At 68.6% G+C, this 22415-nt stretch carries 23 protein-coding genes; 19 read left to right on the forward strand and 4 right to left on the reverse strand.

Annotated features, from left to right (window positions below; genetic code table 11):
• Window positions 1-30 precede the first annotated feature (30 nt).
• The 4 genes from ACM2ZB_RS15810 to ACM2ZB_RS15825 all read right to left on the reverse strand — a co-directional run bounded on the left by ACM2ZB_RS15810 (window position 31) and on the right by ACM2ZB_RS15825 (window position 4448).
• Window positions 31-924, reverse strand: a complete 894-nt coding sequence (locus ACM2ZB_RS15810) for a hypothetical protein (protein WP_416056146.1) — start codon at window positions 922-924, stop codon at window positions 31-33.
• 144 nt (window positions 925-1068) lie between these two features.
• Window positions 1069-1635 (reverse strand): hypothetical protein, encoded by a 567-nt coding sequence (locus ACM2ZB_RS15815; protein ID WP_416056147.1) that lies wholly within the window; start codon window positions 1633-1635, stop codon window positions 1069-1071.
• Window positions 1636-1665: 30 nt separating this feature from the next.
• Entirely contained in the window at window positions 1666-2085 is a 420-nt protein-coding gene (locus ACM2ZB_RS15820) for an NUDIX hydrolase (RefSeq protein ID WP_416056148.1), read from the reverse strand.
• Window positions 2082-4448 (reverse strand): S9 family peptidase, encoded by a 2367-nt coding sequence (locus ACM2ZB_RS15825; protein ID WP_416056149.1) that lies wholly within the window; start codon window positions 4446-4448, stop codon window positions 2082-2084. Before ACM2ZB_RS15825 ends, ACM2ZB_RS15820 begins: the two co-directional genes overlap by 4 nt.
• A 167-nt stretch (window positions 4449-4615) precedes the next feature.
• On the opposite strand from ACM2ZB_RS15825, the gene ACM2ZB_RS15830 reads away from it, so the two are divergent.
• The 19 genes from ACM2ZB_RS15830 (at window position 4616) to ACM2ZB_RS15920 (ending at window position 22372) form a co-directional block, all read left to right on the forward strand.
• A complete protein-coding gene (locus ACM2ZB_RS15830) occupies window positions 4616-4945 on the forward strand; it encodes a hypothetical protein (protein WP_313436573.1) in 330 nt (109 codons plus the stop codon).
• A 36-nt stretch (window positions 4946-4981) separates the two neighbouring features.
• Entirely contained in the window at window positions 4982-5626 is a 645-nt protein-coding gene (locus ACM2ZB_RS15835; protein WP_416056150.1) for an RNA polymerase sigma factor, read from the forward strand.
• Window positions 5623-5832: a hypothetical protein gene (locus ACM2ZB_RS15840; protein WP_416056151.1), complete on the forward strand. Its 210-nt coding sequence runs from the start codon at window positions 5623-5625 to the stop codon at window positions 5830-5832. Before ACM2ZB_RS15835 ends, ACM2ZB_RS15840 begins: the two co-directional genes overlap by 4 nt.
• Window positions 5833-6148: 316 nt before the next feature.
• A complete protein-coding gene (locus tag ACM2ZB_RS15845; RefSeq protein WP_416056152.1) occupies window positions 6149-7447 on the forward strand; it encodes an ABC transporter permease in 1299 nt (432 codons plus the stop codon).
• A gap of 1 nt (window position 7448) precedes the next feature.
• Entirely contained in the window at window positions 7449-8645 is a 1197-nt protein-coding gene (locus ACM2ZB_RS15850) for an ABC transporter permease (RefSeq protein WP_416056153.1), read from the forward strand.
• A 129-nt stretch (window positions 8646-8774) separates the two neighbouring features.
• Window positions 8775-10172, forward strand: a complete 1398-nt coding sequence (locus ACM2ZB_RS15855) for a cytochrome ubiquinol oxidase subunit I (RefSeq protein ID WP_416056154.1) — start codon at window positions 8775-8777, stop codon at window positions 10170-10172.
• A 1-nt stretch (window position 10173) separates the two neighbouring features.
• The gene (gene cydB / locus ACM2ZB_RS15860) at window positions 10174-11187 is read left to right on the forward strand and encodes a cytochrome d ubiquinol oxidase subunit II (protein ID WP_416056155.1); all 1014 of its coding nucleotides are present in this window, start codon (window positions 10174-10176) and stop codon (window positions 11185-11187) included.
• 229 nt (window positions 11188-11416) lie between these two features.
• Window positions 11417-12160, forward strand: a complete 744-nt coding sequence (locus ACM2ZB_RS15865) for a beta-ketoacyl synthase chain length factor (protein WP_416056156.1) — start codon at window positions 11417-11419, stop codon at window positions 12158-12160.
• The gene (locus ACM2ZB_RS15870; RefSeq protein WP_313436589.1) at window positions 12153-12953 is read left to right on the forward strand and encodes a lysophospholipid acyltransferase family protein; all 801 of its coding nucleotides are present in this window, start codon (window positions 12153-12155) and stop codon (window positions 12951-12953) included. Before ACM2ZB_RS15865 ends, ACM2ZB_RS15870 begins: the two co-directional genes overlap by 8 nt.
• Window positions 12940-13197 (forward strand): phosphopantetheine-binding protein, encoded by a 258-nt coding sequence (locus tag ACM2ZB_RS15875; protein ID WP_005411610.1) that lies wholly within the window; start codon window positions 12940-12942, stop codon window positions 13195-13197. Before ACM2ZB_RS15870 ends, ACM2ZB_RS15875 begins: the two co-directional genes overlap by 14 nt.
• 16 nt (window positions 13198-13213) lie before the next feature.
• The gene (locus ACM2ZB_RS15880) at window positions 13214-13471 is read left to right on the forward strand and encodes an acyl carrier protein (protein ID WP_025878014.1); all 258 of its coding nucleotides are present in this window, start codon (window positions 13214-13216) and stop codon (window positions 13469-13471) included.
• A 22-nt stretch (window positions 13472-13493) separates the two neighbouring features.
• The gene (locus ACM2ZB_RS15885; RefSeq protein WP_313436592.1) at window positions 13494-14045 is read left to right on the forward strand and encodes a hypothetical protein; all 552 of its coding nucleotides are present in this window, start codon (window positions 13494-13496) and stop codon (window positions 14043-14045) included.
• On the forward strand, window positions 14038-15738 hold the full coding sequence (locus ACM2ZB_RS15890) for an AMP-binding protein (protein WP_416056157.1): 1701 nt from the start codon (window positions 14038-14040) through the stop codon (window positions 15736-15738). The genes ACM2ZB_RS15885 and ACM2ZB_RS15890 overlap by 8 nt, the downstream gene beginning before the upstream one ends.
• Complete coding sequence (locus tag ACM2ZB_RS15895) at window positions 15728-16498, forward strand: glycosyltransferase family 2 protein (protein ID WP_416056158.1); 771 nt, start codon at window positions 15728-15730, stop codon at window positions 16496-16498. The genes ACM2ZB_RS15890 and ACM2ZB_RS15895 overlap by 11 nt, the downstream gene beginning before the upstream one ends.
• Window position 16499: 1 nt before the next feature.
• Window positions 16500-17441: an acyltransferase gene (locus ACM2ZB_RS15900; protein ID WP_416056159.1), complete on the forward strand. Its 942-nt coding sequence runs from the start codon at window positions 16500-16502 to the stop codon at window positions 17439-17441.
• Window positions 17431-18981, forward strand: a complete 1551-nt coding sequence (locus ACM2ZB_RS15905; protein WP_416056160.1) for an HAL/PAL/TAL family ammonia-lyase — start codon at window positions 17431-17433, stop codon at window positions 18979-18981. The genes ACM2ZB_RS15900 and ACM2ZB_RS15905 overlap by 11 nt, the downstream gene beginning before the upstream one ends.
• The gene (locus tag ACM2ZB_RS15910) at window positions 18968-19399 is read left to right on the forward strand and encodes an acyl-CoA thioesterase (protein ID WP_416056161.1); all 432 of its coding nucleotides are present in this window, start codon (window positions 18968-18970) and stop codon (window positions 19397-19399) included. Before ACM2ZB_RS15905 ends, ACM2ZB_RS15910 begins: the two co-directional genes overlap by 14 nt.
• Window positions 19396-20025 carry an outer membrane lipoprotein carrier protein LolA gene (locus tag ACM2ZB_RS15915; RefSeq protein WP_416056162.1) on the forward strand — a complete coding sequence of 210 codons (630 nt, stop codon included), beginning with the start codon at window positions 19396-19398 and terminating at the stop codon, window positions 20023-20025. Before ACM2ZB_RS15910 ends, ACM2ZB_RS15915 begins: the two co-directional genes overlap by 4 nt.
• A 1-nt stretch (window position 20026) precedes the next feature.
• Window positions 20027-22372: an MMPL family transporter gene (locus ACM2ZB_RS15920; protein ID WP_416056163.1), complete on the forward strand. Its 2346-nt coding sequence runs from the start codon at window positions 20027-20029 to the stop codon at window positions 22370-22372.
• Window positions 22373-22415: the final 43 nt, after the last annotated feature.

Consider the following 22415-nt stretch of genomic DNA (forward strand, 5'->3'; position numbering starts at 1 on the left):
CCTTGACGATCGAACGGAAAACTCCAGACGCTACGGCGAACCACGGCCCTCGCGCGGGGGCGTGCATTGTGCCGTGCCGGGCACGCGCTGGTAACGCTGGTAGCCGGTGCGGGTGTCCATGCCGAGCAGGTCGCCATTGCCAAGCTGGCGCAGCACGAGGGTTTCACCGTCCTGCTGCAGGTGGAGGGCGCCGTCATGGAGGCGGGCCTGCGAGCCGCCGCCGTCGAGCAGGTCGATCACGCCACCATCAGTCTGGTAGCGGCCGCACGGCACCTCCTGCAGCGGAACCAGGCGCAGATCGGCGCCGAGGCCACGCAGTGGCGCGATGCGCTCACAGGCGCTGCCACGGCCTGCATCGCAGACCACCTGCAGGGCCTGCACCGCCAGCGCCGGGTCCAGTGCAATCAGCTGCTGCTCGGCCACCTGGGTGCAGAAGCGGCCACCGCGCTGCTGCAGGCAGCGCTGTTGGAGCCACCCGCGTGCTGTGGCGGGCAGAGCCGCGGTGTCATCCGTTGCAGCACGCTGCAGGCCGTCGTCCACCTGCCCGCCCGCGTCGCGCGTGCCATCGCGCATCCGCTGCAGCAGCGCCGAGCAGGCCGCACCCACGCCCTCATCGCAGGCGCGTTGCAGCTGGGCCGTGGACGCATCCGGAAAGCGCTCGAGGCAGTCGCTGCCCGCCGCCTGGCAACTGCCCGGCGCAGGTGTTGGCGCAGCCGCGCAGGCCTGCGCAGTGTGCAATGCGTAGCTCACCACCCCGTCGTCCACGGTGCGTCCGTCGGCGCTGATGTGCACGGGTTGCGCCACGCCATCATCCAGCAGCAGCAGGCGTGGCTGCGCCGCGCTGCGGTCGATCCACAGTGGTTCGCGCTCCTGCCCGTCCAGCTGGCGGTAGCCCGTGCCGAGCGTGGTCAGGACCAGGGCCATGCCGCCGTCCGCGCTGCGGTAGGCACCGCATTGCAGGGCTGCGGGGGCAGCACCGGCGGGCGGTGCGACAGAAGCCAGGCACGCAGACAGAAACAGGCAGGTAAGCAAGCGCATGCGGCCTCCTTGGCCAGCGATGGCGGCAGATCAGCGGTAGCGCGCGCGGATGTCCGGCCGCAGCAGGCGCCAGGCCAGCCAGCCCTGCATGCCGGCAAACAGCACCGAGGTGCCGACCAGGGTGACGGTGAACAGCAGCCGCTGCATGTTCAGTTCCTGCGCCATCGCGGCGTTGTCGGCGATCAGCGCGATCAGCTGCCGCAGCACGCGGTCCAGCCACCAGGCAATCACGAAGTTGGCCGCCGCGCTCAGCAGCAGGGCCCAGACGTAGCCCCACAGGCCCCACAGGCGTTCACGCCACAGCCCCCAGCTGGCGGCAGCCGAGGCCAGGCAGAGCAGGGCGGCGCCCAGCGACGCACCCACCGGGTTGGCCAGCATCCACCACAGGCTGCGATCCACCCGGTGTTCCCAGGCCAGGTTGACCAGGTGCTGCCAGAAGGGCGTGGCACGCAGGGGCAATGCGACCAGCCCCTGCAGCACGAAGTACACGGCCAGCAGCAGGCACAGCCAGAACGAGCCCATCGCGACCGGGCCCACCCAGTTGTTGCTGCGGGGCGTGGCTGGCGGCGTGGGGATCGGGGGAATGGGCGCTGACATCCGGTGTCCTTGCAGGCGGTGCCCGCGGATTCAGCGGGCCGTCGCCAGGGCGGCGACCGCCGGCAGGATATGGTGTTCGCTCAAGGGTGCCAAGGGCAGGCCATGCGGCGGCCGCAGCGGCACCCAGGCCAGTTCGGCGATTTCAGCGCGTGCCGCAGGGATGCCGGTCACCCGCACCCACCAGGCCTGGGCCTGCACGCGGTGGCCGGGTTCGTTCACCGCCCAGTCCTCGAACCGGCCCAGCGCAAGGGCGGTGGCGGCATCGAGCTGCACGCCCAGTTCTTCGTCCAGTTCGCGGGCCAGCGCCTGCAGCGGCGCTTCACCCGCCTCGGGCTTGCCACCGGGCTGGATGAAGCGGTGGGCGCCGTGCTTGCGCACCACCAGCGCCCGACCGCGGTCATCGACGATGACCGCGGCCACGATCTGGATCGTGGCCGCGGCGTCGCTCACTTCAGGTTCTGCTCGAACAGCTTGAGGATGCGCTTGTACTGGTCCAGCCAGGAATCGGCACGGACATAGCCATGGCGTTCCAGCGGGTACGGGGCGATCGACCAGTTGTCCTTGTGCAGCTCGATCAGGCGCTGGGTCAGGTGCACCGAATCCTGGAAGAACACGTTGTCATCCATCATGCCGTGGGCGATCAGCAGGTTGTCCTGCAGGTTCTGCGCGTACTCGATGGGCGAGGACGTGCGATACGCCTCCGGGTCGATGTCCGGGGTGTTGAGGATGTTGCTGGTGTAGGCGTGGTTGTAGTTCTGCCAATCTAGCACCGGGCGCAGCGCGGCGCCGGCCTTGAAGGTGCCCGGCGAGCGGAACAGCGCCATGAAGGTCATGAAGCCGCCGTAGGAACCGCCGTAGATGCCGGCGTGGTCGCGGTCACCCTGCTGGGTGTCGACCAGCCAGTCCAGGCCGTCCTTGTAGTCTTCCAGTTCCGGGTGGCCCATGTTGCGGTAGATCGCCGTGCGCCAGTCGCGGCCGTAGCCCTCGCTGCCGCGGTAATCCATGTCCAGCACGATGTAGCCCTTCTGCACCAGCAGGTTGTGGAACATCTGCTCGCGGAAGTAGGCCGGGTAGCGCTGGTGCACGTTCTGCAGGTAGCCGGCACCGTGCACGAACATCACGACCGGGTACTTCCTGCCCGGTTCCTTGTGCTCGGGTTCGTAGTACTTGGCCCAGACCACGCCGGCACCGTGCTTGGACGGCACCGCCACCAGCTTCGGCTGGATCCACTCGCGCGCCTTGTACTCGGCGGTGCGGGTGTCGGTGAGCACGCGTGCCTGGCCGCCGCTGCTCGGCACCACGGCCAGCTGGGTCGGCAGGTAGGCGGCCGAGTAGCGCACCAGCAGCTGCTGGCCATCGGGCGACAGCGAGAAGTCTTCCACGCCGTTGAGGCTGGTCAGCTCGCGCACCTGGCGGTTGCCGGTGTCGACCGCGCAGATTTCATAGTCGTGCGGCGCCTGCTGGTTGCACAGGAAGTAGAAGCCCTTGCCGTCGGCCGACAGCACCGGCGCGGAGGTTTCCCACTTGCCGCTGGTCAGTGCCTGAGGCTTGGCCGTGCCAGCTTGGGTGTACAGGTGCGAATAGCCCGATTCCTCGGACAGCAGCCACAGCGTGCGGCCATCGGCCATCCAGCCGAAATCGTTGAAGCCCCAGTTGATCCAGGCGTTGTCGGTCAGGCGGTGGCGGTTCTGCACGCGGCCGTCGCTGCCGATGCTGACGATCCAGCGGTCCTTGTTGTCGTTGGCGCGCAGCATCACCGCGGCCTGCTGGCCATCGGCGCTCCAGCGCATGCCGCCGCCCATGAAGTCGCTCATCACCTGCACGCTGCGGTCGCCCTTCAGCGCGTCCTTGCCGGCCTTGCGGCGCAGTTCGGCCAGCGGGTCGGTGCCGATGCCCGGCAGGCCCGACAGCGACAGCTTCTCGGCCTTGCCGGTGCGCACGTCCACGTACCACAGGGTGTGCGGCTCGAAACCGTTGCGGCCCACGCGGGTGCGGGTGTCCTCGGTTTCCTCGTAACCCGATTCGGTCACGTACAGCGGCATCTTGCTGGTGCGGCCGTCGTCGAAGTCCTTCGGCTTGGTGACCACGATCAGGTGGCCCAGGTCCGGCGACAGCAGGCTGTCGGCGATCTCCACGTCGGCGCCCAGGTAGATCGGGGCCGCGGCACGGGTCGGGTCGGCCTGGCGCCAGCGCTGGTCCTGGTCCTTCAGCGCTTCACGCTGGTCGCGGTCGCGGCGCAGGGTTTCCAGGGTGCGCAGTTGCTGGTCGCGCAGCAGGTCGTCCTTGGGCTTGCTGGCCGGGTCCTTGTCGGCCTTCAGGCTGGCCACCTGCTGCACGCCGGCGGCGGCGGTCCAGTGGAACCAGTTCTGGCCCACGCGCCAGATCACGCCGTTGTCGGCGGCGAAGTTCACCCCGGTGGCGCGTTCGTTGCTGCGGGTCAGCTGGGTCAGCGCGCCGCTGCGCAGGTCGCGCACGAACACATCGCCATTGCGGACGAAGGCGCTGCGGGTGCGGCTGCGGTCGTAGACCGGGTCAGCCACGTCCAGGCTGCCGCGCTGGTCATCGGCCACCTGTGCGGCCGTGCCACCGGCCAATGGCTGGCGGAAGGTATCGCGCACCGGGCTGCCGTTGCGCTTGAGCTGGTATTCCACCTGCTGGCTGTTCCAGGACCACCAGGCCTTTTCGACCGGCGGGCCGATCCAGTCCGGGTCGGCCATGGCCTGTTCGATGGTGATCGGCGTGGGCGCGGCGTGCGCGGCCGGTGCGGCCAGCACGGCCGACAGCAGTAGGGACAGGGGCAGCACTCGGGACATGGGCGGACGGCACCAGATGAGGAAACCGGGCAAGGGTAGCAGCCGCCCGCGCCGGGGGAGGGGGCCACAGGTCATGGCAGCGGGATTGGCAAAGTGGTGCAACCGGTTGCCGGGCCTGCGCATCCAATCTCCTGAACCCGCATCATTCACCGGACAGGAGCACGACCATGCAGGAACTCATCCCGATCACCCTCTTCATCTGCATCGCCTATGCGATCCATGCCATTGCCGATGCGCGGGCGCGCAGCAAGCTGGTCGCCCCGCACGTGCCGGAGGAAGTGATCCGCTCGCTGGCGGTGCTGGAAGAGGAACGCCGCCGCCAGGGCGCGCTGCGCTGGGGCATCAGCCTGGTCAGCCTGGCCGTGGCCCTGGCCCTGCTGGAAGCCATCGGCGCCCGCGAGCTGACCTTCGGTGCCGCCGCCGCACTGGCCGGCAGTGCCGGCCTGGGCCAGCTGCTGGCGTGGTTCCTGACCCGTCCCGCCCTGCGCAAGGGCTGAGCGGCACATGCCACGGGCCCCAGGAGGGCATTGCGCATGAGCCTGCTGGGCGGTGCCCTGGCCGCGCTGCGCGGGCGTCGTCGTGACGCCCCCATGGAGGCACCGGCTGCATGGGAGGACGACCGCGCGCTGGTGGCTGCCATCATCGATGGCTCGCAGGCGGCGTTCGCGCAGCTGGTGCAGGCCCATCAACGCACCTGTGCGCACGTGATCGGGCGCATGGTCGGTGATCGCGACCAGGTCGCCGACCTGCTGCAGGAGACCTTCCTGGCGGTGTTCCGCCAGCTGCACCGGTTCCGCTTCGAATCCTCGCTGCGCACCTGGGTTTCGCGGGTGGCCTACACCACCGCGCTGCAGCACCTGCGCCGGCGCCGCCTGGAAATGCAGTGGATGGTGGCGGTGGAGGTGCCCGAGGAACTGGGCATCGGCGACGAGGGGCCCGGCCCGGCCGAGCTGAGCGAGGCGCTGCAGGCTGGACGCCAGCTGGCGGCGGCGCTGGAGCGGCTGAGCGCGCCGCAGCGCCTGATCGTCGGCCTGCACTACCTGGAGGATTTCGATCTGGTCGAGATCGAACAGGTGACCGGGCTGCCGCGCGGTACCATCAAGAGCCACCTGTACCGCGCGCGGCAGATCCTCAAGCAGGAACTGACGCGGCATGCCGCCGCTGGAGAACTGCTGTGAGCCGATCGACCGACCCTCGCGATGCGGAAGAACGCGCACTGGCGCAGGCACTGCGTGAGCAGCAGGAAGAGACGCCGGATGTACGTGAAGCGCTGCAGAAGCGGCTGAAGGCAGAGACGCGCGACAGCGGTGTGCTGTACGTGCTGGTGCAGGTGCTGCTGATGGGCGTGCTGGTGGCGGGCGTGGTCTGGTACTTCTGGCGCTGACAGCACGCGGCGATGTGCGTTGGACGCATTCTGCATGGTCTGCACGCTGACCCGTTCGGGCCGAAAGACGCAATCGGCACTACGTGGATGAAGCAAAGGTGGGTTGTGCGGGCTGCGGGGCTCCCGCTCTGCCTGGCCGGGCGGGATTTCGTTGTCGCTTCGGGTCCGCGGGTCTCGGGATAAGGAAAGTTGCAGTACGTGGTGCGGCGCTTGCTGTCTGCGCCCACGCTGGCGAAGTCTTGGCCGTGCGTTGTCACCGCCCGCTGGGCGACGTGTGGCACGCATCGATCAGGAATCTGCCTACCCGGGATGGGCCATGACGCTCTACTACCTTTCTCTATCGCTTAAGCGCTTCCGGCAGCGCATCGGAACGCACATTGCCATCGCTCTCATGCTCGGTGCAGGCGTGGGAACCGCCATGGTGATGCTGTCTATTGTGCTGCAGGCATCCTCCGATCCCGTGCCGGGACGCAGCGCGTCGCTCTTCCGTCCACAGCTGGATGTGCGGCCGGGTTCGCAGCAGGTGGCAGCGCCTGATCGCGGCCAGGGGTTGACCTGGCCTGATGCTAAAGCCCTGCTGGACCAGGGGCGCGCCTGGAACCAGGCGGCCATGGCCGGCGGCGCCGTGACGCTGCTGAAGCCCGGGCGATCAAGTGCCCGGCTGCGCGCACGATATGCAACGTCTGGGGTATTCAGCGTGCTCGGGATCGGTCTGGTCCAAGGGCGCTCGTGGACCGCGGAAGAAGGGCAGGCAGGAAGCCGCGTCGTTGTGCTGTCACGGTCACTGGCGGCGGTCGAGTGCCCCGCCGGGTGTAGTGGCCAATCGCTGGAGTTGAGCGGGCGCACGTACACGGTTGTCGGCGTGGCGGAGGATTGGCATCCGGTGCCGATGTTCCAGGGCGACGTGACCCGCCGACCCTTCGTGGAACCCGATCAGATCTACCTTCCGGTTGAAACCGCCATTGCAGACGGGCTGACCGTGGTCGACGGCGTGACGGTGTGGGGTGGTGGGGAAGGCGTGGACCTTGCCGGCCTCCAAGCGTCCTGGCTGCAACTGTGGGCATGGTTGCCGACAGTGGATGACGTATCCGGATACCGCGCGATGCTGAACGCGTATGCGCAGGCCCGGGATCTGCAGGTCGACCCGGGTAACGATCGGGTCGGGCTCTGGCCGCTGATGGCGTGGCTGGATCGGCAGGGGCTGGTGCCCGAAGGCACCCGAACCCAGCTTCGGCTGGCCTTGCTCCTGCTGGTGGTCTGCATCGTCAATGCGGCTGCTCTACTGGGCTTCAGCCTGGGGGCGCGCCGCCGCGAGCTGGCGATACGTCGCGCGCTGGGTGCCCGACGTGGGGATGTTTTTGCCCAGCTCATGTGGGAATCCGCATCGTCGGGATTGGCCAGTGCCGCACTGGCGGCCATCGTGTATGCGGTGGGCATGCGACTCGTAGCGGCAGGTGAGGTACTTCCGTCAGCAATCACCGCGCTGGACCCGAGATCGGTACTGATGGCGGCCGCGGTCGGCTTCGCGACGGCGCTGGTCTGTGCGCTCATTCCTGCGCTGGAAATATGCCGGGCCGGATCGCTGTCACGCTTGTTCGCAAAGGGAGCAGCCTGAGATGCTGGATTCACTGCGGGAAGTCCGTAATCACCTGGGCCGGGCGTCGCTGCTGTTTGTACAGGCAGCGCTTGCCAGCTTGGCATGCGCTTTTGCCCTGCAGTCTGCCGTAGGCGGTTTTTCACGACTGAACACGCGGGGTATCGAGGGCGCGGAGGCGATCACTGTCATCCGCGTCTCCGACATCGAGGAGGCCGCGCCGTCGACGGTGCGCTCAGACCTTTCCGCCATCCAGTTTCCCGGCGTCCGCCAGGCCGTTGCCAGCGACTCGGTTCCGTTCGGGGGCAGGGCCCATCACTACGGTGCATGCACCAGCGATGCGGCCATGGCACGGGCCATGGAGGCTGGCAGCAGTGAGGTCGCAGGCTGTGATCGCATTCCCGTGGTAACCGCCAGCCCGGGTCTGCTGACGATGCTGGGGGCGCGGGTCGTGATGGGGCGTTTGCCGGCAGACCCTGAGGCGACCGACGGCGCGCCTGTCGTGCTGATCAGCGAGGCGCTGGCCGATCACCTGTTTGGTGCGGAGAGCGCGGTGGGGCGCCGGCTGTACTTCGGGCGGGGAAGCAGCAGGGTGGTCGTGGGCGTGTTCTCGTCCCTGGTCGGGCCTGCGCCGGGTGGAAACGATCAGGACTCGCAGTGGGCGCTGTTTCCAGGGTTTCCCACTGGCGCAAGCCGCTATTACCTGACCCGATCCCAATCGGCGGTGGATCGCGTGCTGCTTGATCGCACCGTCGAGGCACTGCAGCGCCCCTATCGCGTCGTGAATCCGACAGGCGTTGACACGCTGGCGGGATACCGCGACGCCTACCTGCGGACGGATCGCTTCACGACGGCCATGCTCGCTTTCATGGCTGCGGTGGTACTGGGTGTGTTGATGGCAGGCGTGTCCGGCGTGGTAGGCGCATGGCTGGTGCGCAGGCGGCGCTCCATCGGCATCCGCCGGACGTTGGGGGCGCGCGGATCGGTGATCTTCGCCGAGATCATCTTCGAAGTCGGCATCTTCACGGTTCCCGGCGCGGCGCTGGGCGCGTGTTTGCTGCACCTGCTCTGGTTGCCCCAGGACGCCATTGCGATGTCGCCGTGGCTGGCGGGGCTGGTGGCGTTCATGCTGGTGATGGCGGCCAGCGTTGCTGCCCTTCTGCCCAGCGCCTGGCGAACGGTACGGGAAGAGCCCTTGGCGCTGTTGAAGCCATTCTGATCCGTTCATCCATGGAGCCTTCTCCCCCTGCGACAAAGTGAAGCAGCGCGTCACCTGGTCGCATCCCTGCTCAACCATATCTCCCTAAAGTGGTCCGGTATCCCACCCGTACCCGGCAGGAGGCGTCCCTTGGACGCGTTGTTGTTGTCGCGGATCCAGTTCGGATTCGTCATCAGTTTCCACGTGCTGTTCCCCGCCTTCACCATCGGCACCGCCAGCTGGCTGGCCTTCATCGAATGGCGCTGGCTGCGCACGAAGTTGCCCGTGTGGCGCGACCTGTATTTCTTCTGGCAGAAGATCTTCGCCGTGTCCTTCGGCATGGGCGTGGTCAGTGGCATAGTCATGGCGTTCCAGTTCGGCACCAACTGGCCGCGGCTGAGCGAGGTGGCCGGCACGGTCATCGGGCCGCTGCTGACCTATGAAGTGCTGACCGCGTTCTTCCTGGAGGCCAGCTTCCTGGGCGTGATGATGTTCGGCTGGGGCCGGGTGTCGCCGCGCCTGCACTTCCTGTCCACCTGCATGGTGGCGCTGGGCACGCTGTTCTCCACCTTCTGGATCCTGTCGTCCAACAGCTGGCTGCACACGCCGGCCGGCTACGAAATGATCAACGGCATCGTCCACCCGGTGGACTGGTGGCAGGTGGTGTTCAACCCGTCCTTCCCCTACCGTCTGGCGCACATGGCGCTGGGCTCGTTCATCACCACCTGTTTCGTTATCGGTGGCGTGGGCGCGTGGTACCTGCGCAAGGGCACGCACGTTGAAGCGGGCCGGCGCATGCTGGTTGCGGCGGTGGCGTTTGCCGCGCTGACCGTGCCGGTGCAGATCTTCGTCGGCGACATGCACGGCCTGAACACGCTCAAGCACCAGCCGATGAAGATCGCGGCGATGGAAGCGCACTGGCATGAAAGCAAGGACGGCGAGGGCGTGCCGCTGGTCGTGTTTGCCCTGCCCAATGAAAAAGAGCAGCGCAACGATTTTGAAGTCGCCATTCCGAAGCTGGGCAGCGTGATCCTCACCCATTCGCTGGACGGCACCTTCGATCCGCTCACCTCGGTGCCGGCCAGCGAGCGGCCGCCGGTGACGCCGGTGTTCTTCGCCTTCCGCATCATGGTCGGGCTGGGCACGCTGATGCTGCTGCTGGCCTGGCTGTCGGCGGTGCAGTTGTGGCGGAAGAAGCTGCTGCAGTCACCGTGGCTGCTGCGGGGCTGGAACTGGATGCTGCCCAGCGGCTTCATCGCGCTGGTGTCGGGCTGGTTCGTCACCGAGATGGGGCGCCAGCCGTGGGTGGTCTACGGCGTGCTGCGCACCGCCGATGCGGTGGGCCCGCAGAGTGCGTGGATGACCGCACTGTCGCTGGCGGTGTACGTGGTCGGCTACGCCTTCGTGTTCGGCTGGGGCATCTGGTACCTGGTGAAGATCCTGCGCCATGGCCCGCAGCCCTATGTGGAAGGGCCATCGTTGGATCACGGCAGCCATACCCCGGCGCGCCCGCTGTCGGCTGCCGATGAACCGCTGGAGGAGCGCTGACATGGACCTGATGACCTGGCTGCCGGTGGCATGGTTCGCGGTGATCGGCTTCGGCGTGCTGATGTACGTGGTGCTGGATGGCTTCGTGCTCGGCATCGGCATCCTCGCCCCGTTCGCCGAGGACGAGGAACAGCTGGACCTGATGATGAACACCGCCGCGCCCATCTGGGATGGAAACGAAACCTGGCTGGTGCTGGGCGGTGCCGGCCTGCTGGCCGCGTTCCCCAAGGCCTATGCGGTGCTGCTGTCGGCGCTGTACCTGCCGGTGCTGCTGCTGGTGGTGGCGCTGGTGTTCCGCGGCGTGGCCTTCGAGTTCCGCTTCAAGGCGCACCGTTCGCGGCGGCTGTGGAGCGTGGCCTTCGGCCTGGGCTCGCTGCTGGCCACGTTCGCCCAAGGCGTCATCCTCGGTACCCTGGTGCAGGGCATCCCGCTGGTCGATGGCCGCTTCAGCGGCGGCGCGTTCACCTGGTTCAGCCCGTTCGCGATGCTGACCGGTGCCGCGCTGGTGGCCGGCTACGCACTGCTGGGCAGCACCTGGCTGATCCTGAAGACCGAAGGCCGCGTGCAGGCGCTGGCGCGGCAGATGACCCGGCCGCTGGTGGCGACGGTGATCGCGGCCATGGGGCTGGTCAGCAGCTGGCTGCCGTTCCTGGATTCGCGGCTGATGGCGCGCTGGTTCAGCGATGGCAACTTCTGGTGGCTGTCGCCGGTACCGCTGCTGACCCTGGCAGTGGCGGCCGCACTGTGGCGCAGCGCCACCCACCCACGCCGCGACCTGCCGCCGTTCCTGCTCAGCCTGGCGCTGTTCGTGCTCGGCTTCGCCGGTCTGGTGCTGGGCATGTGGCCGTACCTGCTGCCGCCGTCGATGACCCTGTGGCAGGCCGCCGCGCCGGCCTCCTCACTGGGCTTCACCCTGGTCGGCCTGGTCGTGCTGCTGCCGGTGATCCTGGGCTACACCGCCTGGTCCTACCGGGTGTTCCGCGGCAAGGTGCGCGCCGACGCGGGCTATCACTGATGCGCCGCTACTAATGCATGTGAACGGGGAGCGGCCGGTGACCGTTCCCCGTTTCGGTTTGTGAAACATGTATTCCCTGCGCCGGACGTGCTAGCGTGCGCTCCTTTCCGGCCGCCAGGGGGGCTGCCGGCGACGTCCTGGACGGACGCACGGCTGCAGGAATGGGGGGCCGCCGCGCGTCGCCGTAATGGCTCGTGCCTATCGTTCGCCCATCGAAACATCACCGGTAATGATCGAATTTTCCGTTGTCGACTGGGCAGCCTGGGCGCCTGGACTGACAGAACGTAGCCAATGGATGGGCTGGGCCGACGCGCCGTTCCTGCCGCAGGGTGACGGTACGCCGTCGTTGGCCGAAGTGCCGGCGATGCAGCGCCGCCGCATCGAGCGTCTGGGCCGCATGGCCATCCAGGCGGCCTGCTGGTGCGAAGACGCGCAGGGTGCCGACAGCGAGGTGCCGCTGGTGTTCGCCAGCCGCCATGGCGATGTCGCCCGCTCGATGGACCTGCTGGGCTCGCTGGCCGCGTCCGAACCGCTGTCGCCCACCGGCTTCGGCCTGTCGGTGCACAACGCGATCGCCGCGCTGTATTCCATCGCCCGCGGCCATCGCGGCAACTACCTGGCGCTGGCCGCTGGACAGTCCACCGTGGAAACCGCCTGCCTGGAAGCGGCCGGCCTGTTGGCCGACGGCGCGCGGGAAGTGCGGGTGGTGGTGTATGAATCGCCGTTGCCCGACGTTTACGCCGGTTTCGCCGACGAACCCGACCCGTTCTTTGCCTGGTGCTGGCGCTTGGCGCCGCCCGGCACGCCCGGCACTGGCCTGCGCCTGGCCTGGGAGGCCGCGCCGGGCAGCGTCGATACCGCGCCGGGCCTGCTGCCGCATGGCCTGGACCTGCATCGCTTCCTGTTGTCCGGTGCCGCCGCGCTGGACCACGTGACCCAGGGCCAGCGCTGGCGCTGGAGCCGCCATGGCTGAAGCCCTGCGCCGTCTCGACCACGCCTGGCGGGTGTTCGGCACCGGCCTGAGCTTTGCCGCATTTGGCGTGGGCGGCCTGCTGCTGGGCGTGTTCGTCATGCCCTTGCTGCTGTTGATGCGCGACCCGGTCGCGCGGCAGCGGCGGGCGCGGCGGGTGGTGCAGGGTGCCTTTGCCAGCCACGTGTGGCTGATGCGCCGACTGGGCGTGATGACCCTGCAGGTGGAGGGCCGCGAGCGTCTGCAGCGTGATGGCCTGCTGGTGCTGGCCAACCACCCGACCCTGATCGACGTGGTCTGCCTGATCGCGCTGCTGCCCAACGCCGACTGCGTGGTCAAGCGCGCAGTGGCCTGCAACCCGTTCATGCGCGGCCCGGTGCGCGCGGCCGGCTACATCGCCAATGACGATGGCGCCGGTCTGGTCGACGACTGCGTGGCGGCCGTGCATGCCGGCGGTACCCTGGTCATCTTTCCCGAGGGCACCCGCACGGTGCCCGGGCAGCCGCCGCGGCTGCAGCGGGGCGCGGCCAACATCGCCGTGCGTGGCCGGCTGGACATCACGCCGGTGCGCATAACCTGTACGCCGGCCACGTTGACCAAGGGCCAGAAGTGGTATCGTGTGCCCTCACGTCGTTTTCACGTTCAGCTGCAGATCGGCGAAGATATCGCGATCGCGCCGTTCCTGGCCGCAGAAGATGACTCGCCAAGGGGGGATGCCTTGGCGGCCCGTCGCGTCACCGACCACCTTACTCGTTACTTCGACATGTCTGGAGATCCGACCCGTGCAAGCACTTGAGCACGAGATCAAGGAATTGATCATTTCCTCCCTTTCACTGGAGGACATCACGCCGGAGGACATCGATCCGACCGCGCCGCTGTTTGTGGAAGGCCTCGGCCTCGACTCGATCGACGCGCTGGAACTGGGCCTGGCACTGCAGAAGAAGTACGGTGTCAGCCTCTCGGCCGACTCGGAAGAAACCCGTCGCCATTTCTCCAGCGTGCGTGCGCTCGGCGAGTTCGTCGCCGCCCGCCAGTCGTAAGGCGCCAGGAATTGCCATGACCAAGAATGAACTGTTCGAGCGCATCGTCCGCATCCTGACCGACAGCTTCGAAATCGAACCTGCCCGGATCAGCCCGGAGTCGCGCCTGTACGACGACCTGGACATCGACAGCATCGACGCCGTCGACCTGATCGTGCAGCTCAAGCCGCTGCTGGGCCGCAACCTGCAGCCGGAAGCCTTCAAGGCCGTGCGCACCGTGCAGGACATCGTCGATGTCGTGCATGGTCTGCTGCCCGGCCAGGCAGCCGCCTGACCGCAGGCAGGGCGCCTCGACCATGGCACGGGCACGCATGGTCGTGGTGGCGGCGATTTCGCTCGCCTACCCGGTCCTGGTCTATGTGGCCATGGGCCGGTTCGAGCCGCGCTGGCTGTCCCTGCTGCTGTTCGGCCTGGCCCTGCTGCGTGCGCTGAGCACCCGGCAACCGCTGTGGTGGGCCGCTGCCGCCGGTGCCGGCCTGCTGGCCGGGCTGGCCACCGTGCTCAACCAGGCCCTGCCGCTGAAGCTGTACCCGGCCCTGGTGAACGTGGTGATGCTGGCGGTGTTCGCCACCAGCCTGCGCTTCGGCCCGCCGCTGGTGGAACGCCTGGCGCGCCTGCAGGAACCTGACCTGCCGGACTTCGCGGTAGCCTATACCCGTCGCGTCACCCAGGTGTGGTGCGGCTTTTTTGTTCTCAACGGTGGCCTGGCCCTGTTCACTGCGCTGTATGCATCGAACCGGGTCTGGATGCTCTACAACGGATTGTTGGCGTACGTGATGATGGGAGTGTTGTTCGCAGGCGAATGGCTGGTGCGGCGGCGGGTGAAGGCGGCCCATGCCCATGGCTGACTGGATCGCCCTGGACCGGCTGCTGGTCACGGCGCAGCCCGGCCGCGACATCGGTATCTGCGAAGGCGTGGCCCTGGACCACACCGCCTTCCGCCAACGCGCACGGGCCTGGCGTGATGCCTTCGCGGCGTCCGAAGGCAACGACTGGGCGCTCTACTTCGACGATGCCATCGCCTTTGCCGCCGCCCTGTTCGGTGCCTGGCACGCGGGCAAGCGCGTGTTCCTGGCCGCCGACAACCTGCCGGCCACGCTGCAGGCGCTGCAGCCGCAGGTGAGTGGCTTCGCCGGCGATGTATCGAGCGATTACCGCCCGTTGGCGCCTGCGCTGGTGCCCACCGACGGCGGGCTGCCTGACGATGTACTGCAGGTGCTGGATGAACGCGCCTGCGAATTGTGCGTGTTCACCTCCGGCAGCACCGGCCAGCCCAGCGCGATCAGCAAGCGCATGGACCAGCTGGCGCGTGAAGTCGATGCACTGCAGGCCGCCTTCGGCGCCCAGCTCGACGGCGCCCAGGTGCATGGCACCGTATCCCACCAGCACATCTACGGCCTGCTGTTCCGCGTGCTGTGGCCGTTGGCCGCGGGCCGCCAGATCCAGCCGCGGCGCTTCTTCCATGAAGACCTGGTCGGCACCCTGGCCGCTGCCGACAGCGTGCTGGTGGCCACCCCGGCACACCTGAAGCGGCTGCCCGAACAGCTGGACTGGGCCAGCCTGCATGGCCGCCTGCGCGCGGTGTTCTCCTCCGGCGGCCCGCTGCCGGAAGAGGCGGCACGGCAGGTGCGGCAGTGGCTGGGCGTGGCGCCCACCGAGGTGTACGGCAGCAGCGAGACCGGCGGCATCGCCTGGCGCCGCTGGGACACCGACATGCCGCCGTGGCAGCCGCTGCCCGGCGTGCAGTGGCGCATCGAGGACGGCTGCCTGGCGGTGGCGTCGGCGCACCTGGACAACGCCGACTGGTGGCGCACCCAGGACCGCGTGGAAGCCTTGGCCGATGGCCGCTTCCGCCTGCTGGGGCGCGCCGACCGCATCGTCAAGATCGAAGAACGCCGGGTGTCGCTGGATGCGCTGGAACGCGCGCTGCGCGACGACCCGGAAGTGGAGGACGTGCGCGTGCTGGTGCTGTCTGGCCAGCGCGAACAGCTGGCTGCTGTGGTGGTGCCGGCCGACCCTGCACTGGCCACCGCCGGCGACGCCGCGCGCCGCAGCTTCGGCCAGCGCCTGGGCACACGCCTGGCGCAGGGCCATGATGCGGTCACCCGGCCGCGCCGCTGGCGCCTGGTCCAGGCCCTGCCGATCAATGCCCAGGGCAAGGTCACCCAGTCCGCGCTGGCCGCCTTGTTCCAGCCGTTGATACCGGTACCCCAGTGGGGCCATCGCGGCGACGCGTCGGCGACCCTGCGGATGACCCTGGACCCGTCGCTGCGCGCCTTCCAGGGCCACTTCCCGCAGGCGGCGATCCTGCCCGGCGTGGCCCAGCTGGACTGGGCCGTACGCTTCGGCCGCCAGGCCTTCGCGCTGCCCAGCGGGTTCGTGCGCATGGATGTGGTGAAGTTCCAGCGCGTGGCGTGCCCCGGTGACGAGCTGACCCTGCAGCTGGACTGGGATGCCGAGCGTGGCGTGCTGACGTTCCGCTACACCTCCCTGCATGGCACCCATGCCAGCGGCAAGGTGGTCCTGACCGATGCGCACTGAACCGACGGCCGCCGGCGGCGCCTTCGCGCCGCTGGTGGTCATTCCCGTGTACGACCACGAACACGCCATCGCTGCGGTGGTGGATGGCGTACAGGCGGCGGGCCTGCCCTGCCTGCTGGTGGACGATGGTTCGCGCGCCTCGTGCGCCGCAGTGCTGCAGACCCTGTCGCAGCGCGCCGGGGTCGACCTGCTGCGGCTGGACACCAACCAGGGCAAGGGCGGGGCGATGCTGGCCGGCTTTGCCGAAGCCGCGCGCCGTGGCTACAGCCACGTGCTGCAGATCGATGCCGACGGCCAGCACGATACCGGCGACCTGCCGCGCTTCATCGCCGCGGCGCAGGCGCGCCCGGAGGCGGTGATCTGCGGCATTCCCGCCTACGATGCCAGCGTGCCCAAGGCCCGCCTGTACGGCCGCTACGCCACCCACATCTGGGTCTGGATCAACACCCTGTCGCTGCACCTGCGCGACACCATGTGCGGGTTCCGGGTGTATCCGCTGCCGCCGGTGCAGCGTCTGGTCGGTGAAGAAACCATCGGCCGGCGCATGGATTTCGATACCGAAGTGATGGTGCGCCTGTACTGGCGGCAGGTGCCGGTCGAGCACCTGGCCACCCGCGTGACCTATCCGGCCGACGGTGTGTCCCACTTCGATGTGTGGCGCGACAACGTGCGCATCAGCCGCATGCACACCCGCCTGTTCTTCGGCATGCTGCCGCGCGCGCCGCGCCTGCTGTGGCGTCGCCTGCGGGGCCAGGGCTGAGATGAGCCGCGCGCACGACGCTCCGCATTGGGCCGACATCGGCGAGTCCACCTCGGTGGCCGGCGTGCTGTTCCTGTGCTGGGTGCACCGCTGGTTCGGGCGCTGGCCGTTCCACCTGTGCGTGTGGCCGGTGGTGGCCTGCCACTGGCTGGGCAACCGCGTCGGCCGCCAGGCCTCGATGCAGTACCTGCAGCGGCTGCAGGCGCATACCGGTGCGCTGGGCCATGCGCCAACCCGGCGCGACAGCCTGCGGCATTTCTTCAGCTTCGCCGACACGATGCTGGACAAGATCCTCGGCCTGGGCGGGCGCTACCCGCCCGAGCGCATCCGCCTGCAGCGCGACCTTGTGCTGGGAAAAATCGCGCGCCGCGAAGGCGGGCTGATCCTCACCGCGCACATCGGCTGCCTGGAACTGTGCCAGGTGCTGGCCGAACAGGTGCCGGGTTTCCGCATCACCGTGCTGGTGCACACCGCCCATGCGCAGCGCTTCAACCGCCTGCTGCAGCGGTTGGACCCGCTGGCGGCGGTGGAACTGGTGCAGGTGACCGAAATGGGCCCGGCCACGGCGATGATGCTGGCCGACAAGGTGGCCGCCGGTGGCTTCGTGGCCATCGTCGGCGACCGCGTGCCGGTGCAGGGCGGGCGCAGCGTGATGGCGGATTTCCTCGGCCACCGCGCGCCGTTCCCGATCGGCGCCTATGTGCTGGCGTCCGCGCTGGCCTGCCCGGTCTACACCATGTCCTGCCTGCACGATGGCGATGGCTATCGCGTGGCATTTGAACAGTTCGCCGACCGCGTGGTGCTGCCCCGTGGTTCGCGCGATGCCGCACTGGCCGAACAGGCGCAGCGCTTCGCGCGCTGGCTGGAACTCCAGGTCATCCAGTCCCCGTTGGACTGGTTCAATTTCTTCCCCTTCTGGGATCAGGCCCCCCATGACGACTGACGCCGTACCCGTGTGCCGTTTCGGCGATGCACCGCTGACCATCGAAGACGTGGTTGCCCTGGCCCAGCGCCAGTGCGACGCCGCCCTGAGCGAGGCCCCGGCCTTCCGCGCACACATCCAGCGCGGTGCCGATTTCCTGGACCGCCTGCTGCGCGAGGACGGGGTGATCTACGGCGTGACCACCGGCTACGGTGACTCGTGCACGGTGAACATCCCGCCGGCGCTGGTGGCCGAGCTGCCGCACCATCTGTACACCTACCACGGCTGCGGCCTGGGCCGTTACCTGGACCCGGCCGAGACCCGCGCCGTGCTGGCCGCGCGCCTGGCCTCGCTGGTGCGTGGCATGTCCGGCGTCAGCGTACAGCTGCTGGAAGGCCTGGCCACCCTGCTGCAGCACGACGTGCTGCCGCTGATCCCGGCCGAAGGCTCGGTGGGTGCCAGTGGTGACCTGACCCCGCTGTCCTACGTGGCCGCCGTGCTGTGTGGCGAGCGGGAAGTACTGTTCGAAGGCCAGGTGCAGCCGGCCGGCCCGATGCTGGCGAAGATCGGCATGACCCCGCTGAAGCTGCGGCCGAAGGAAGGTCTGGCGATCATGAACGGTACGGCGGTGATGACCGGCCTGGCCTGCCTGGCCTGGCAGCGCGCCGACTACCTGGCGCGCATGGCCACCCGCCTGACCGCGTTCAACGTGCTGTCCAGCGATGGCAACGCGCACCACTTCGACGAGACCCTTTTCGCTGCAAAGCCGCACCCGGGCCAGGGCCGCATCGCCGCGCGCCTGCGCAGCGACCTGCACAGCGAACGCCCGCCGCGCAATGAAAAGCGCCTGCAGGACCGCTATTCGCTGCGCTGCGCACCGCACGTGATCGGCGTGCTGGAAGACAGCCTGCCGTTCCTGCGCCAGCTGATCGAAACCGAGCTGAACAGCGCCAACGACAACCCGCTGATCGATGCCGACGGCGAGCGCATCCTGCATGGCGGTCATTTCTACGGTGGCCACATCGCGCTGGCGATGGACACCCTGAAGAACACCGTGGCCAACGTTGCCGATCTGCTCGACCGGCAGCTGGCGCTGGTGGTCGATGCCCGCTACAACCACGGCCTGCCGGCCAACCTGTCGGCGGCCACCGGCCCGCGCGCGGCCATCAACCATGGCCTGAAGGCGCTGCAGATCAGCGTTTCGGCCTGGACCGCCGAAGCGCTGAAGCAGACCATGCCGGCGAGCGTGTTCTCGCGCTCCACCGAATGCCACAACCAGGACAAGGTCAGCATGGGCACCATCGCCGCGCGCGACTGCCTGCGCGTGATCGAACTGACTGAACAGGTGGTGGCCGCCATGCTGATCGCCGCGCGCCAGGGCCTGGCCCTGCGTGAACGGGTTGGCATGAACGCGCAGCTGCATGGCAGTCTGGCCGACATGTATGCCGACCTGGGGCAGCGCATCGCCCTGGTGGAAGAAGACCGCGCGCTGGATCGCGAACTGCGGGAACTGCTGGTGGAGATCCGCGCGCAACGCTGGGAGCTGTATGCCGGTGAATGAAGCAATTGAACTGGCCGGCGAGATTTCGCTGACCCCGGCCTTCCATGACTGCGATCCGATGAACGTGGTCTGGCATGGCAACTACTTCAAGTACTTCGAGATCGCGCGCTGCGCGCTGCTCGGCCGCTACGACTACGACTACCCGCAGATGCTCGAATCGGGCTACCTGTGGCCGGTGGTCGACGCGCGCGTGAAGTATGTGCGGCCGCTGCTGTTCAACCAGCCGCTGCGCATCATTTCGCGCATCGTCGAATGGGAGAACCGGCTGAAGATCGAGTACGAGATCCTCGATGCGGCCAGCGGCCAGGTGCTGACCCGTGCCATGACCATCCAGGTGGCGGTGGACGCGGCCAGCAAGGAAATGCTGTACCAGTGCCCGCCGGTGCTGTGGGAACGCCTTGGAGTACCCGCCCCATGAATCTTTCCGTACGTCTTCCGCGCGTGCTGCTGTGCGCGCTGCTGCTGGTTGCCGCGCCGCTGGTGCATGCCGCCGACCCTGCCGTGGATGCGATCACCCAGGCGGTGGCGCGACCGGATGTGCTGCGTGGGCAGTTCACCCAGGAAAAGCAGGTGAGCGGCTTCAAGAACCCGCTGCGCTCGCAGGGCCAGTTCGTGGTTGCACGCCAGCATGGTGTGATCTGGACCACGCTCAAGCCGTTCCCGTCCGAGGTGGTGGTCACCGCTGACCGCATCCTCAGCCGTCAGCGTGATGGCAGCACCCGCGTCGAACTGGACGCGCGCCAGCAGCCGGCGATGCGCTCGGTCAACGCGATCATGTTCGCGCTGATGAGCGGCGACGTGCAGGCGCTGTCCAGCCAGTTCAACGTGCAGGCCAGCCGCGAAGGGCAGGGCTGGCGGCTGAAGCTGACCCCGAAGTCGGCGATGCTGGCCAAGGCCTTCGAATCGCTGACCCTGCAGGGCGACCGCTACGTGCGCCAGGTGGAGATCGTGGAGGCCAACAAGGACCGCACGCAGATCCAGTTCAGCGCGCTGAGTGAAGCACCGGCCTCCCTGAACGCCGACGAGGCGCGCCGCTTTGACTGAGATGAGCACGGGCAACGGGCCGGACCGCCTGCGCCGCTGGTGGCATTGGCTGGGCATCGCCTGGCTGGCGCTGCTGCTGGTGATGGGCGTACAGCAGTGGCGCCTGTGGAGCCAGGAATCGCGGATCGACACCGATATCCTGGCCCTGCTGCCGCAGGATGCGCACGATCGCCTGCTGAGTGATGTCACCCGGCGCATTGCCGATGGCAGCTCGCGGCAGGTGGTGGTGCTGCTGGGCAGTGCCGACGGTGCCGCCGCCAAGCGCGCGCAGGCCGCATTCGCCCAGGCCATGGCCAGCGATGCCGACAGCGCGCTGCTGGTGCCCAGCGGCTCGATTGAAGGCTGGTTCGACCAGGCGCGCACGTTCTATGCGCCGTACCGCGACCGCCTGCTGACCCCGGCCCAGCGCGAACAGCTGCAGCAGGCCGAGCCCGCTGCACTGGCCGAACAGGCGCTGGGCGCACTGTACGGCCCGATGGGCGCGCCGCGCCTGACCGACTGGCGGCAGGATCCGCTGTCACTGTGGCCGCAGTGGTGGCAGCAGCAGGCACAGGGTTCCGGGCTGCGCCTGGGCGATGACGGCCTGCTGGAAGCCGAGGGCAAGCACTGGGCCGCACTGCAGTTCGACACCCCGGGTTCGGCGTTCCAGCTGGATGGCGAACGCCACATCGATGGCCTGCTGGAACGTGCCGGGCAAGCCGCCCGGGCGGCCGCGCCGGAACTGGAAATCCTGCATGCCGGCGTGCCGCTGCATGCCGAAGCCGCCGCCGTGCAGGCCAACCAGGAAATCAACACGATCGGCTGGGGCTCGCTGGCTGCGGTGCTGCTGCTGGTCTGGCTGGCGTTCCGTTCGCTGCGCCCGATCCTGCTGGTGGCTGCTTCGCTGCTGATCGGCTGCGGCGTAGCGCTGGCGGTGACCGTGCTGGTGTTCGGCAAGGTGCACGTGCTGACCCTGGTGTTTGGTGCGTCGCTGGTGGGCGTGGCCGAGGATTACGGCATCCACTGGTTCGCCTCGCGCCAGGCCGAACCGGCCGACCGCCGCTGGAAGCTGCTGCGGCACCTGCTGCCCGGCCTGTGGCTGGCCCTGCTGACCAGCGCGCTGGCCTACCTGGCGCTGGGTCTGGCGCCGTTCCCCGGCCTGCGGCAGATGGCATTGTTCTCGGTGGTCGGCCTGGCGGCCGCCTTCCTGACGGTGATCTTCTGGTTCCCGTGGCTGGATGGCGGCGAGATCCGCCAGACCCGCTTCTCGCAATGGCTGGGCAACACTCTGGAGCGCTTCCCGCGCCTGCACGGTACGCGCCCGGTCACGCTGTTCATCGTGGCCACGCTGGCGCTGTCGGCCATCGGCATCGTGCGCCTGCAGAGCAACGACGATCTGCGCAGCCTGCAGTCGTCGCCGCCGGCGCTGATGGCCGAGCAGATCCGCCTCAGCCAGCTGCTGGGCATGCCCAGCCCGGCGCAGTTCTACCTGGTGCAGGGCGCCGATGCCGGCCAGCTGCTGCAGCGCGAAGAAGCGCTGACCGAGCGCCTGCGCGCGCTGGCCAGCGACAAGCGCATTGGTGGCTACCGCGCGATCAGCGACTGGTTGCCGTCGCCGGCGCGCCAGCAGGCCGATGCCGCACTCACCGCGAAGGTGGAGCCGGGCGTGCTGTCGGCGGTGTCCGAGGCCGTGGGTGAGTCGCTGCCGCGGCCGCAGTTCGCCGCCGCACCGCTCACCGCCGAGGCCTTCCTGGCCTCGCCGGCTTCGCAGCCGTTCCGCCACCTGTGGGTGGGCAGGGTGGGCGCACAGATGGTCAGCGTGGTGATGGTCGATGACCTGTCGCGCGCTGATGCGCTGGCCACGCTGGAAGGTGCCGCCGAAGGCCTGCCCGGCGTGCGCTGGGTCGACCGTACGTCCGATTTCTCCAAGCTGCTGGGCCACTACCGCAAGCTGATGGGCGGTCTGCTGCTGGTCGGCATCGCGCTGGTGTTCGGCGCGCTGTGGCTGCGTTACCGCCGCCAGGCCTGGCGGGTGTTCGCCCCGACCCTCATCGCCGGTGCGCTCACCCTGGGGCTGCTGGGTCTGTTCGGGCAGCCGCTGCAGCTGTTCAACGTGCTGGCGCTGATGCTGCTGCTGGGCATGGGCATCGACTACGGCATCTTCCTGATCGAGCACCGCGGTGATGCCAGTGCCTGGCTGGCCGTCTGCGTGGGCGCGGCCAGCACCTGGTTGTCGTTCGGACTGCTCGGCCTGTCGCAGACCCCGGCGCTGCGCGCCTTCGGGCTCACCCTGCTGTTCGGCATCGGCCTGGTCTGGCTGATCTCGCCGCTGTTCCGGCCACCGCCGCACGACCTGCCGCCTGCATGACGCCGGCACCGCCGTTTTCCCTTCTTTCCACCTGATCGAGCAA

Source organism: Stenotrophomonas maltophilia (assembly GCF_047782825.1).
GTDB lineage: Bacteria > Pseudomonadota > Gammaproteobacteria > Xanthomonadales > Xanthomonadaceae > Stenotrophomonas.